13 protein-coding genes are annotated in these 11,820 nt (G+C 69.0%); 10 read left to right on the forward strand and 3 right to left on the reverse strand.

Annotation, left to right across the window (positions count from 1 at the left end; translation table 11 throughout):
* Positions 1 to 246: 246 nt before the first annotated feature.
* The 3 genes from ACFWU6_RS08535 to ACFWU6_RS08545 are packed head-to-tail and all read right to left on the reverse strand — an operon-like array spanning position 247 to position 2,871.
* Positions 247 to 675, reverse strand: coding sequence for an NUDIX hydrolase (locus ACFWU6_RS08535; protein WP_383979471.1), 429 nt, complete (start codon positions 673 to 675; stop codon positions 247 to 249).
* Positions 668 to 1,507 (reverse strand): DUF1932 domain-containing protein, encoded by an 840-nt coding sequence (locus ACFWU6_RS08540; RefSeq protein WP_383979474.1) that lies wholly within the window; start codon positions 1,505 to 1,507, stop codon positions 668 to 670. Before ACFWU6_RS08540 ends, ACFWU6_RS08535 begins: the two co-directional genes overlap by 8 nt.
* Positions 1,504 to 2,871: a hypothetical protein gene (locus ACFWU6_RS08545; protein WP_383979476.1), complete on the reverse strand. Its 1,368-nt coding sequence runs from the start codon at positions 2,869 to 2,871 to the stop codon at positions 1,504 to 1,506. The genes ACFWU6_RS08540 and ACFWU6_RS08545 overlap by 4 nt, the downstream gene beginning before the upstream one ends.
* 265 nt (positions 2,872 to 3,136) lie before the next feature.
* On the opposite strand from ACFWU6_RS08545, the gene ACFWU6_RS08550 reads away from it, so the two are divergent.
* From ACFWU6_RS08550 to ACFWU6_RS08595, 10 genes are all read left to right on the forward strand, one after another.
* Entirely contained in the window at positions 3,137 to 3,733 is a 597-nt protein-coding gene (locus ACFWU6_RS08550) for an ATP-binding protein (RefSeq protein WP_383979479.1), read from the forward strand.
* A 151-nt stretch (positions 3,734 to 3,884) separates the two neighbouring features.
* Positions 3,885 to 4,319, forward strand: a complete 435-nt coding sequence (locus tag ACFWU6_RS08555; RefSeq protein ID WP_383979482.1) for an NUDIX domain-containing protein — start codon at positions 3,885 to 3,887, stop codon at positions 4,317 to 4,319.
* A 39-nt stretch (positions 4,320 to 4,358) separates the two neighbouring features.
* Positions 4,359 to 6,245 carry a radical SAM protein gene (locus ACFWU6_RS08560; protein ID WP_383979485.1) on the forward strand — a complete coding sequence of 629 codons (1,887 nt, stop codon included), beginning with the start codon at positions 4,359 to 4,361 and terminating at the stop codon, positions 6,243 to 6,245.
* Positions 6,242 to 6,874 (forward strand): hypothetical protein, encoded by a 633-nt coding sequence (locus ACFWU6_RS08565; protein WP_383979488.1) that lies wholly within the window; start codon positions 6,242 to 6,244, stop codon positions 6,872 to 6,874. Before ACFWU6_RS08560 ends, ACFWU6_RS08565 begins: the two co-directional genes overlap by 4 nt.
* Complete coding sequence (locus ACFWU6_RS08570) at positions 6,871 to 7,605, forward strand: hypothetical protein (protein WP_383979492.1); 735 nt, start codon at positions 6,871 to 6,873, stop codon at positions 7,603 to 7,605. The genes ACFWU6_RS08565 and ACFWU6_RS08570 overlap by 4 nt, the downstream gene beginning before the upstream one ends.
* Positions 7,606 to 7,609: 4 nt before the next feature.
* The gene (locus ACFWU6_RS08575; protein WP_383979495.1) at positions 7,610 to 8,257 is read left to right on the forward strand and encodes a hypothetical protein; all 648 of its coding nucleotides are present in this window, start codon (positions 7,610 to 7,612) and stop codon (positions 8,255 to 8,257) included.
* Entirely contained in the window at positions 8,254 to 9,120 is an 867-nt protein-coding gene (locus tag ACFWU6_RS08580) for a protein kinase (protein ID WP_383979497.1), read from the forward strand. Before ACFWU6_RS08575 ends, ACFWU6_RS08580 begins: the two co-directional genes overlap by 4 nt.
* A 113-nt stretch (positions 9,121 to 9,233) precedes the next feature.
* Positions 9,234 to 9,377 carry a hypothetical protein gene (locus ACFWU6_RS08585; protein WP_167347301.1) on the forward strand — a complete coding sequence of 48 codons (144 nt, stop codon included), beginning with the start codon at positions 9,234 to 9,236 and terminating at the stop codon, positions 9,375 to 9,377.
* Between the two features lie 111 nt (positions 9,378 to 9,488).
* The gene (locus ACFWU6_RS08590; protein ID WP_383979500.1) at positions 9,489 to 10,391 is read left to right on the forward strand and encodes an aKG-HExxH-type peptide beta-hydroxylase; all 903 of its coding nucleotides are present in this window, start codon (positions 9,489 to 9,491) and stop codon (positions 10,389 to 10,391) included.
* Positions 10,388 to 11,683, forward strand: coding sequence for a serine hydrolase domain-containing protein (locus ACFWU6_RS08595; protein ID WP_383979503.1), 1,296 nt, complete (start codon positions 10,388 to 10,390; stop codon positions 11,681 to 11,683). Before ACFWU6_RS08590 ends, ACFWU6_RS08595 begins: the two co-directional genes overlap by 4 nt.
* Positions 11,684 to 11,820 lie beyond the last annotated feature (137 nt).

Genomic DNA, 11,820 nt, shown 5'->3' on the forward strand with positions numbered 1-11,820 from the left:
GAGTTGCCTACGTGTCACGACCCCAGTCCTACCGGATCCCACTCCGCGCAGAGTGAAGAACTCAGAAGCTGATCACGACATCACACAGGCCCTAGGACTCGCCGGCGAACCACCCACCCCATCGAAGGCAGAGCTGCCTGCGCCGGCAAGACGCACTCGGGCTGATCTAGAACGCCGCGTGGCTGCGCTGGAGAAGGAGAATCAACTCCTGCGGACGGAACGAGGTAAGGGCTGACAGGCCTCCGGTCACCCGATCACGGCGTCGAGGTGCTGTTGCACCGGCTCGAAGAGTCCGTACGGGACGTAGCGCGGGATCTCCGCGAGGGTTGCCCAGGCGACCTCGGCTATCTCGTCAGCGTCCGCAACGTGCGCCGTTCCTCCCACCACCGCGCATGCCGTGTATGACATCAGCCGACCGGTGACAGGGTGGACGCGCTCACCGAGCAGCGTCACCGCGGTTACATCCAGGCCGGTCTCCTCCTTCGTCTCCCGTACAGCGGCAGCTTGCCCCGTTTCGCCAGCCTCGACCTTGCCTGCCGGGAACTGCCAGGAGAGTCGTCCCTCCGCCACACGCCGTCGCACCAGCAGCACCCGCCCGTTGTGGACGACGACGGCAGCGGCAATGGGTTGCCGCTGGACTTCGTCCGTGGAGAGAACTGGTCGCTGCTCACTCACCCTGGCTCCGCAGGTGGGACAAGACGTCGGTGAGCTCTAGGTTGTACTGGTCCTTGTCTCCTTCCCAGCGCGACATGACCGCTACCGCAGCCTCGGCCATGTCTGCGGGCAGACCGGCTGCGCGGAGAGTCTCAGCGATGTCCTCCATCTCCGGGGCCCAGCGCCACGCTCGCGCGGCCACGCTGGGCAGGTACCCGGGGTCGGCGAGGATGTTGGACGCCATCACCTGCGCCTCGGCCGTGAGCTCGTCGCCGACGCCATGGGCATCTGCCAGCGCGTGGGCCACGCCGGCGAGGGTTCGGGCGGCCTTCTGGTAGCTGGCGAACGCCATCTTCAGCGCGGAGGCGGAGCCGACGCTGCCGCTCGCGCGGCGAACGTGCAACGCGGTGTCCTTGAACACGGGCTCCACCATGTCCACGGCCTGGGCTTCGCCGGCGAGGTAGAAGCGAGCAGCCCGCTGGCCACCGGGCGGCGGGCCGAAGATCGCACCGTCGAGGACTATGGCACCCGGCCTGATCTCCTCCGCGATTCGCTGCATGCGCTGGGGGTTGATCGCGTTGGCATCCACGTACACCCCGGCGAAGGCGTGGTCGGCGACCGTGGTTGCCACTTCTTCGGCGGCCTGCGGAGGACAGATCGACAGGACGATCTCGCTGCGTTCCAACGCCTCGCCGAGCGAGTCACAGGCGGTGGCCCCGGCTTCCTTCGCGCGCCGGTGGGTCGCGTCGCTGCGGCCTTCCGGCACCCACAGCACCTCGTGGCCTGCCTTGACGGCCTGGGCGGCGACGGCCGCGCCCATGGCGCCGGGGTGCAAAAGGGTCACGGTCGTCACTGGCTGCCTCCTGGCGGGAGCTGAGCGGGCATGCGTTCCTGATGAGCAATGATCACCTCACGAAGGCCGATCGCGGCAGGTGATCCGGCCCCGGGGTGCAGCGCGAGCTGACGGCTGAAGTGGCCGAAGCGGCGGTCGACGCTCTCGGTGCGGCGCCGGGCACTGACCCCGAGGACAGCGTGGATCTGCGTCGCGGCCCCGTCGATATCCCCTCGGCCCAGCCGAGCCATCGCAAGGTCCATGCGGGCCAGGGACATCTCGCCGAGGCGCTGCTGCTCCGGCGGTGCGGACTGGAACATCTCCACCGCTTCGTCGGCGCGGGCCTCGGCGTCGCTGAGGTGCTGGGTGCCAGCCAGCCACAGGTGCGTGCTGCTGGAGTAGAACAGCTGTTTCTCGACGGGGAAGGCCATCATCCCGCCGGGCAGTTCGTCGCCTTCGACGAGACGCTCACGCAAGCGGTCGGCGGCGCTCAGGGAGGCCAGGGCATCGCTGCCCCGGTTGAGCTGGCCGTAGGCGCGTGCCTTGATGCTCTCCAGCCGGATCTGCGCCGTGCCGGATTCGGGGGTGAACGCGCTTCCGGAGTCGGCGAGGCGTACGGCATCTACCGGACGTCCATCCCAGTACGCGATGAGTGCCTGGAGCCCGCGTACCCAGGAGCGCAGTCCGTTGTGGCCGGCGAGCTCGCCGAACAGGAAGGCGGTGCGTGCCTGTGTCTCGGCCGCGTCGTAGCGGCCCAGGTCGAAGCTGGCATTCGCCAGTACGCCGCACAGGACACCGGCGCCCACGTAGAGGTCGGAGGTGTACCGCGGTGGCTGACGACCTTCAAGCAGTTCGAACGCGCGGTCGCGCAGGGCGCGAACCTCTCGGAACAGGGGCCCGACGGGCCGGCTGGGGTACGTAATGACGAGGCGGCGAATGTCAGCTTCCAGCTGCTCCAGCGTGTGCGGTCCCACGTTACTGCTCTCTGCCCTGGCCGCGAACTGCGCCGACTCATTCGCCGCCGCCATGACCACGTCTTCAAGGCCGTACTCGGATGGATCCACTGCTTCGCGGTCATCAGCCGCTGTGTGGTGGGGCGAGGCCACCGGCTTGGACTCCGCGGGCCCGAGGAGTCGGGCGGCCGGGATGCCCGGGAACATGAACTCCAGGACGCGGCGGGAGACGGTCTGCGGGGTCCGGACCTCGCCGTGCGCGTACCGGAAGAACTGCCGCTTCTCGATCGTCGCGGTCGCGATCGAGGGTGGCCCCTCCAGCTCGGCTAACTGCTTGGCCGCCTGCTCGTAGCGCCGCTTGAAGACCTGGTAGTCCTGCCAGCCCCGCTGGTTGATCAGGGTCTGGAAGAGGGTCGGTCCTGATTGCTCCACAGCCGCTCCCTCATGCCGGGGTCCTTGTTCGGTCTCCACGCTAGACATCAACAGCCGTCGATCGCAGATCTGTTGCCCAGAAATTCCAGGCGGACAGCGAATAGACATCGGTTAGGCACGAAAGGGCGGCGTTCGGCGGTGCTCAGGGCCTCGTTCAGGCGGGAGCCGCCGGGAACACTTCGTCTTCGCCCCGGCAAGACGGCGGCCCTGCGAGGCCGAGTATCCGCCGTGGTTACGCAAGTCAGGCAGCCCAGGAGGCCCGCTCATGGCAGCGCACCACCAGCTCGCGTTCACCGTCGCCCACTCGGCAGCCGCCGCCCAGGAGGCACGACACCGCGTCGTCGCCGGCATCCGTTCCTGGGGCATACGGCTCGACGAGAAGGCACTGGACGGAATCGAGCTGGCGGCCGGCGAGCTGATCACCAACGCCCTGCGCCACACCGGGTCGGGGCCTGTCACCGTCAGCGTCTACCAGGAGGGGCCGGTGCTCGTGGTCGAGGTGCACGACGTCGCAAAGGTCCTGCCGCGGCCCGAGCCCTTGAGCGAGTGCGCCGAGTCCGGGCGCGGTCTGCATCTTGTATCAGTGATCGCCGACCGCCACGGTGCCGATCTGACGGCGACGGGCAAGCGCTGCTGGGCGGAGTTCAACCTGCCCCGCAGCGCGGGTGATCGAAGGGCGGATCAGGGCAGCCGTCGTGATCGGCGTCTCCCCTCTGGCCATGCCCGCGAAATGGCTGATCGGGCGGCAACGAAGGTGCGCGCACCGGTAGCGGGCTCGCCATCGCACACCCGAACGAGGGCCAGACGTCGCACCGCATCTCGAGCCCCGAGCAGGCCCATTCCGGGCCGACCCATCGACTGAATAACGCTGATCCGAAGACAAGTTGGGGGCCTAAACTCGTGGGCTTCCCTGCGGCACCGACCGGTCACAGTCGGCCCGGGGATAAGCGGTCCCCGAGCCTCTCCCCGGCCGGGCCCACGAATCAGCATCTGTACCAACTGGAGGTTTTGCTATGCCCGAGAAGGTCACGAAGGAAAAGGTCCTCGTCTACATCGTGCGCGACGGGCGCCTGCTGGTGTTCCGCCACACCGACTACTCCTACGAGGAGGTCGGCATCCAGGTCCCCGCGGGCAGCATCCGCCCCGGTGAGACCCCGGAGGCCGCCGCCCTGCGCGAGGCCCGCGAGGAGACCGGCCTGTCGGACTTCAAGATCGTCCGCAAGCTCGGCGAGACCGAGTACGACATCAGCCCGTACCGGTTCGAGATCCAGCACCGACACGTCTTCCACCTGGAGCTCACCGAGCCGACCCCGGAGCGGTGGATGAGCCAGGAGGACCACGACGGCGAGCAGGAGCCGACTCACTTCGAGTGCTTCTGGATGCCGCTGGAGGCCGCGCACATTCTCCAGTCCGGCCAGGGCGCCCTGCTGGGGCGTTTGTCCGACTAGCCATTCATCCGGTCACGGCAGCATAAGAGGGGGCAGCCGATGAACCTCAGCACAGAACAGCGCCACACGATCGACGGGCTCTACCGGAGCCTGGACGCCGATGACACCGGCACCGCGGTGTCGGTCATCGTCAAGACGCGCGGTGAGACGTGCGACATCGACTGCCTCTACTGCTACGAGAAGCGCAAGGAGGCCCCTGGGGGTGCCAGGGTCAGCGCCGACCAGATCAGGCGCCTGGCCAGCATCTTCAAGGGCCGCAAGCTCGCCGTCGAACTCCACGGCGGCGAGCCCCTGACCGCGGGGCGGGAGCACATCGGCGAGCTCCTCGCGGAGCTGGCCGGCATGCCGCAGGTCGTCCGCGTCAGCCTGCAGACCAACGGTGTCTTGCTCGACGCCGACTGGCTCGACATGTTCGACGCGCTCTGCCCTGACCTCCGGATCGGCATCTCCCTCGACGGTGACGCCCAGGGCAACGCCTGGCGTGTCGGCTACGACGGCAAGCCTGTGTATCCGCGCGTCGCCGCATCCCTGAGCCTGCTCGCGGAGCGGGGCCGGAGCGTCGGTGTGATCGCCGCGGTGACCCCGGCGGTGCTGGACCGCGCCGAAGAGGTGCTGGACCACCTCGCCGGCTTCGGTTCGGTCAACGCGATCAGCTTCGTACCCTGCTTCGACGCCACGATCCGCCGTTCCACGGCCCTGCCGAGCAGGCGCAAGTCAGCCAGCCGACTGCTTCAGCAGGCTGCCGTGAACGCAACCGATGGCCCGGCCTGGGCCATCCATCCCGACGAGTACGCCCAGTTCGTCCTCGCCGCCACCGCTCACTGGATCGCCTCCGGACACTTCGCCCGCGTCAAGCTCGAACCAGCCGTCTCCACGATCCGGCGATTACGGGGCCTGACGACAGGCTTCTGCCACTTCTCCGACCTCAAGTGCGACCACGTCTTCACCCTCTACCCCGATGGACGCCTCGGGAGCTGCGACGAACTGCCCTGGCCCCAGGCCCGCCTCACCCAGCTGGAGTCCACGGCCGACGAGCACGAGGTGGTCCGCGCCCAGCAGGACTCGCTCCTGCTGAACCAAGGCAAGGCCTTGATGGACAAGTGCACGACCTGTGACTACCGCACCACCTGCGGCGGAGGGTGCATCGCCACCCGCTGGCGCCAGGACCCGGCCGCCGATCACGACGCGTACTGCGACTACCGCATGCGGATGATCGACGGCGTCGCCGCGCTGCTGGCCCAGCCCGCACAACCCGCCGGCGCCTGGTGCCAGAGCCTGCGCTGGCGCCCGCGCACCCCGAACAGCATGCGCGACGTGAACGCCTTCCTGACCAGCTGGGACGCTCCCGACCTCGCCCGAAGCGAAGTGAGGCTGCACACCAGTGAGCACGGCAACATCAACACCGTGGGCCTCGCTGGCATTCACGAGGCCGACGATCTCAACCCGGCCCACCCGATGTGGCGGGCGGCCATCGAACCCGGCGTCTGGCCGTTGGTCGACACGGTCACCCGAGCCTGGGGGCTCGTCACGTACGACAGCTGCCAGGGCCACCAGTACACCGGCACGAACCTGGCTCCCACGGGGCTGCGCATCGGTCTCCTCGCCCGCGACCGCCAGGAGTACGCCCGTATTGCTGCGGCACTGTGCCGTGCCGCCACCTTCGCAAGCGCCCTCCTGCCCGCGGGCATCGAGGTCAACGTCGGCCGCTCGGAGCTCACCTGCGAGAACACGGGCACCACCACCCCGGTCCTCGACCTGAGCCTGGACCCCGGCTCCGGTCAGGGGTGGGACGGCTACTTCACCCGCCTGAACGAGGCCACCGCTGTGTTGGCCGCAGCCCTCGACGCCGAGCGCCCCAAGGCCGAATCCGTGTGCGCCTGCCCGCTGCCGGTGTTGCCGCAGGCCCCCGAGGGGGTGCTGCGATGAAGCCCGGCGACGCGGTCACCATCCACCAGCTCCTGGGACGCATCGCCTACTTCCACACCCTGTTCATCGAACCCGCCCTCACCTCCAGCAAGCAGCCCCGAGCGGGCGAGGCCTGCTGCAACCACAAGGACACCTCGGGATTCGGACAGCCAGACATCGGTACCGTGCTGGCAAGTACCGCTTGGGCAGTACTAGACGAGATCGCGACCACCCTCGGCAAGCACCTTCGCCTCTGCCCGGACTCCGACCACCGGTGCTGCGCGGCCTGCCGCATCGCAGCCTCCGGCGCCGGCATCGCCCAGGCATGGGCAGTCACCGAACACCGCTCGTACGGCCTGCCGCTACCCGCGGACCCTCTCCTGCGGGCCTGCCGTATCGCGGCCGCATCCCGTCTCGCCCTCGTCTTCGCCCAGCAGCACAAGACCTCGTGCCGCGCCCTGGCCCAGGCCGAGACACCTGATGCTGGCCTGCTGCCCGACAGCGCCACCCTGCCGTTGACCGGAGAACTCCTCGCCCTGTGGCAGGACCCGCTGGCCGCCACCCGCAGCCCGGTCGTCAGCTGGCTCAACCACTGCACGGACCTGAACGACATCCACCACGTGCTCCAGCAAGGGGGAACCACGAAGTGATCCACATAGCCGAGACCGTCGGCGTCGGAAGCATCGAGAACTTCCTCAGCGACGCTGAGCGTGCCCACCTCGCCGACCTGATGAACAACGTCCTGACCAGCGGCGGTACCAGCCGCTTCGGTGACGAGCGCCGGACCTCTATCCACGAAATCCCCGGCCACGGCCCCGAAGAGGCCATGGCCGTCTACGAGCCGGCCGGACGCGTCGAGATCCCCTCGATCCCCGAAGCCGCCGAGAAGCTCCTGGGTGACGCCTTCGAACGCGCTCGCCCGGCCCTCTCCCGCGTCATGCCCTCGATCACCCTCTGCCGCCCGTGGACGTACGTCGAGTACGGCGTGGGCCAGCACATCACCAGCCACCTCGACGGCATCGCCCCCGACCCGCTCGCCTGGCCCCGCCAGATCGCCGGCATCAGCGTCGTGATCACTCAGGCCGACGTCGGAGGCGACTTCTACGTCGAGACCGCCTCCAACGACCGGCTGTGGAACGGCAAGGCCCCCGATGCCGCCTCGAACGGCTACGCGGAGGGCATGTGGCTGGCCCACGACGGAGCCGACAACTCCGCGACCTGGTTCCAGCAGATGCCCCGCACCCGCTGGAGCGTCGCCCCGACCCCCGGAACGGCCCTGCTGTACGGCTCCCAGCTCGCGCACGGAACCCTCCCGGTCGCCGCCGGCCGGGTCGCCAAGTTCATCAGCTGGCTCATCGCCGAACCCACCGCGGCCGGGTGAGCGCGTGCTCCTGGCCCTGGAAGGCATAGCCGGCGCCGGAAAAAGCACCCTCCGAGACCGGCTCCTGGCCACCGCCCACGCCGAGGACATCCCCCTCAGCCACATCGGCCAGTTCTCCTGGCTCTCCCACTCGGCCACTCGCACGTTGATCCACCTGCGAGCCGGGCACGGGGGCGACGAGCGGGAGGCCATCGAGGCCGCCGCCCAGGACCTGGCTCTGCACTCCCGCTTCAACATCGCCGTCGCCCTCACCGAGGGCCCGGTCCTCACCGACCGGCTCACCCTCTCCACCGCCTGCCTGCTCGCCCTGCTCCACCGGCAGCCCGCCGACGCGTACATCGAGCGCCTCGCCGAGCAGACCCAGGCCCGTCCGCAACTGACCGTTCTGCTGACCACCGAGCCCGGCATCTGCCACGACCGCATCACGCGACGTGCGACAGAGCGCCGCTTCACCGAACAGCCCGAGGCCGCCGCACGGCTTGCCGACCTCTACAACGAGGCCGCCGACGCCTGGACCAAGGCCACCGGCTTGCCAGTGCTGAAGCACCCTTGCACGACCCATGCCGACCTCGAAGCCCTGGTCGACGCCTGCATGGAGGACCTCCGCTCGGCCGACAGCCCGACGGCCCCGAACAAGGAAGCGCGCCGATGAACCTGCACCCGATGCATCCCGCAGCCTGGGTCCTCGATCAGCTCCGCACGGACGGCTGGCACATCAGCGACCTCCTCGCGTTCACGCGGGCCAGCACCCTGGTCAGAGCAAGCCGCCCCAGCCAGGAGGACGTCGTACTCAAGGCGGGGTTCGGCAGCAACCACGTCCTGGCCGAGCTTGACCCCAGCGAGAGGCTCGCCGCGTACGGCTTCTACTGGTACGCGCAGATGACGGAGACCGAACGCGCCCTCACTCGCGAAGACTTTCGCCACGAGGCGGAGCTGACCGCCGCTGCCGGAGGAACCGATCACATCGTCCCGCTGCTGCAACAGGGCAGCTCGGTTCGGTTCGACTGGTACAGCATGCCGCACTGCGACGGCGGGAACTTCCGGGCCTTCATGGCCACGTCCAAGGACACCGGCAAGGGCCTCAGCATCCTCGCCGACGTCGCCGGCGGCCTGGGCAACCTACACCAGCGTGGAATCGTCCACCGCGACGTCTACCAGGAGAACATCCTCATCGACCAGGGTCGGGGCCTGATCACCGACCTCGGAGCCGCCCGCCGCCTGTCCACCCCGCGCGGGCCTGAACACCGCGGCCCCGAGGTCCACTGGCCGCCGGAGTACCTCACCGGCTACCACGAGGCCACCCCGGCAGCCGACGTGTTCAGCCTCGCTGTCCTCATCTACCGGTACCTGTGCGCGGACATCCCCCGCCTCTCCGGCCGTACGAAACTCCCCCTCATCCTCGAGCCACTGCGCAGCATCGTCACCGCCGCGCTCTCCGACGACGCGGGTGACCGCCCCGCCATGGACGACCTACACACCGCGCTCCGCACAGCGGCCGACCTCCACCAACGCTGATCAACGCGAGGGAGCCCCTCATGCCCAGGGCGAGAGCACCGCCGCGTACCCGGCACCACCGCAGAGCAAGCGGAACAAGCCGAAGCCAACGAGACCGAAAGGCGGAACACCCCATGAACCAGGACCGCATCGCCGACTTCCTCGCCAACGTCGAGGACCTGCGCGGCGAGGACGAGACCGTCCGTACCACCGCCCACACCTCCAGCGTCTCGGCCGAGGGCTGGCCGGCGGCCGAGGCGGAGACCACCACCGCCTGAACACCCACAGCCGCCCGGCGCTCTGAGCGCCGCCGGTGAACACACCTGGGGCCGGGCCGTCAGCACCTGCGGCCCGGCCCCGGGCCCACCACCGAACAGGAGAGCCGCCTCATGCACATCCTCTTCGACCTCCCGCCGATCGGCCGTCTGCACCACAAGCGGACGCAGCGAATCCACGCGATCATCCGCCCCGGATCCCAAGCGCCTCAGCCCAGCACCAGTACGGCGGCCGACTTCTGCCTGGCTCACCACGCCCTCGAAGGAGCCGAAGCAGCCGCCCGCGCCGGCGATGCCTCGACCTTCGACTGGTACGTCGCCCACCCCGACGCGGGGGCCACCACCAACTCCGTCCCCACCACGGTCGGCGCCCGCGTGGTCGTCACGCCCGTACTCGCCGACCTGCCCCGATCCGCGATTTCCGAGACCCCCTACTACGTCCTGGGCCCCGGCACCGAAGCCGCCCAGCCCCACCTGTGCAGCCTCGCGGCCGACGCGTACGCCAGCGCCGCACGAGCGGGCTTCGGCGACCTGCTAGCCGCGCACGCAGTCGTCCTGTGCCTTCTACGGACGAGGAACCTCGATGAGACCCTCGACAGCTGGACCATCAGCCGCCTGCCCGGCACGGTCTTCATGGACCACATCGACGACCCGGTCGTCCTGGCCCGCGACCTCATCCACGAGGCCGGGCACAACTGGCTGAACGACGCCCTCGCGGCAACGGGATGCAAGATCAGCGACGCCGCACACTTCCACTCCCCGTGGAAGCAGACGATGCGGCCGGCGTTCGGCTTCCTCCACGCCTGCTGGGCGTTCCCGCTCACCATGCTGTTCACCGCCCACGCGCTGAACAACACCACGGGAGACCTGCACCGGTTCCTGGCCGCCTACCTCGACCAGCAGCGAAGCTTCCTCGTCGGCACCGCGCACGATCATGCCCGCGCTCTGGAGCTGATCAGCGACGATGGTCTCCGCGACCGCCTCGCTGCCGCCCACCACCAGGCCCTCGCCCTGTGAACGCGGCCCGCGACGAGGAGCCCGGCCTGTCTCTGCTGCTCCACCGGCCAGGCGAAGAGCCCGCTCTTCTACACACCGGTCTGGCCAGCCTCGAACACGGACTGCCCATCGGACCGGACACCACCTTCAACGTCGGCTCGGTCGCGAAGCAGATCACCGCCCACCTGATCCTGCTCGCCGCGCATGACGATCTCCTGCACCTGGACCAGCAGGCCGCAGACCTGCTGCCCCGACTCAAGATCAGCGATGTCACTGTCGCGGACCTGGTCACTCACCGGTCGGGCATACGCGATGCCGAGTCCCTGCTCTCCCTCGCCGGCTTCCGGGACCTCGACCACTACACAGCCGGCGACCTGCGAACCCTCGCCTACCGGCAGGACCAACGCGCCGTCCCCAAAGGCCGCTTCCTCTACAGCAACACCAACTACCTCCTCCTGGCAGAGATCCTCGAAACGGTCCACCGCACCACGCTGCCCGACCTCGCCCGGCACCGCGTTTTCGGCCCGCTCGGCATGCACTCCACCCACTTCAAGACGGACCCGCGCCATGTCATCCCCAGAGCAGCATCCGCCTACCAGGCGACCCACCACGGGTGGCAGCACGCGGAAGCGCCGGTCACCCTGCCCGGCCCCGGAACCCTATGGACCACCGTCGGCGACCTCGACCTCTGGCTCACCCACCTCCACCAACACTGGCACCACCCCCACCAGCTCCCCTGGCAGGAAACCGTCACCTACGAGCCCAGCGACCACGAGCCCTACCTCTATGGCCCCGGGCTCTACGCCGACGCCCGCCCCGGCCGCAGCACCGTCTTCCACTACGGCCACGAGCAGGGCTTCTCCGCCGCTGCCCACGTGGAAGCATCAGGGCTACGCGTGGTCTCCCTGTCCAACAATGCCGAGCTCTCGGCCGACCGCATCAGCGCCGCCATCCTCCGGGACCTCCACAAGCAGCCGATGCTGGCCCCCAAGGAAGTCCTCCTCCGCACCGCGACCCTGGCGCAAACCCCGAGTACTGCCGTACGAGACCAGCCCACACTCAACGACCACGGCCAGCAGGCAGAGCTCGGTACCTTCACCTGCACCCAGGCCCCCGGCAGCCTGCGACTCACGCGCAGCGCCGGCGTCCTCCACTTGTGGCGCCGAGGGTCAAGGGACCAGCTCACCCCGACGGGGCCGGGCATCTACACCGGCAATGGCTACACCCTCACCGTGTCCAGCAGCACGGACCAGGTCGACCGCTTCACCCTCGACCTCGACCGCGCCCCAGGACTCACGTACATCCGCCAGTAGCCAACCACCACGAACCTACTTCCCGCCCCCGCCTCACCGGCTGGCAGAAGATCGAACCGGAGACTCCCGATGTCTGACCACATGGTGATTCCTGGGGTGGCCTCGTTCGCCAGCAACGGTCTGCCCGCGCGCGCCCA

Origin of the sequence: Streptomyces sp. NPDC058674 (assembly GCF_042716505.1) — a bacterium.
Classification (GTDB): Bacteria; Actinomycetota; Actinomycetes; order Streptomycetales; family Streptomycetaceae; genus Streptomyces.

Excerpts from the sequence above, each read along its gene's own strand:
- ACFWU6_RS08550 (WP_383979479.1), top strand. The coding sequence starts at position 3,137 with ATGGCAGCGCACCACCAGCTCGCGTTCACCGTCGCCCACTCGGCAGCC.
- ACFWU6_RS08555 (WP_383979482.1), top strand. The coding sequence starts at position 3,885 with ATGCCCGAGAAGGTCACGAAGGAAAAGGTCCTCGTCTACATCGTGCGC.
- ACFWU6_RS08560 (WP_383979485.1), top strand. The coding sequence starts at position 4,359 with ATGAACCTCAGCACAGAACAGCGCCACACGATCGACGGGCTCTACCGG.
- ACFWU6_RS08565 (WP_383979488.1), top strand. The coding sequence starts at position 6,242 with ATGAAGCCCGGCGACGCGGTCACCATCCACCAGCTCCTGGGACGCATC.
- ACFWU6_RS08580 (WP_383979497.1), top strand. The coding sequence starts at position 8,254 with ATGAACCTGCACCCGATGCATCCCGCAGCCTGGGTCCTCGATCAGCTC.
- ACFWU6_RS08585 (WP_167347301.1), top strand. The coding sequence starts at position 9,234 with ATGAACCAGGACCGCATCGCCGACTTCCTCGCCAACGTCGAGGACCTG.
- ACFWU6_RS08590 (WP_383979500.1), top strand. The coding sequence starts at position 9,489 with ATGCACATCCTCTTCGACCTCCCGCCGATCGGCCGTCTGCACCACAAG.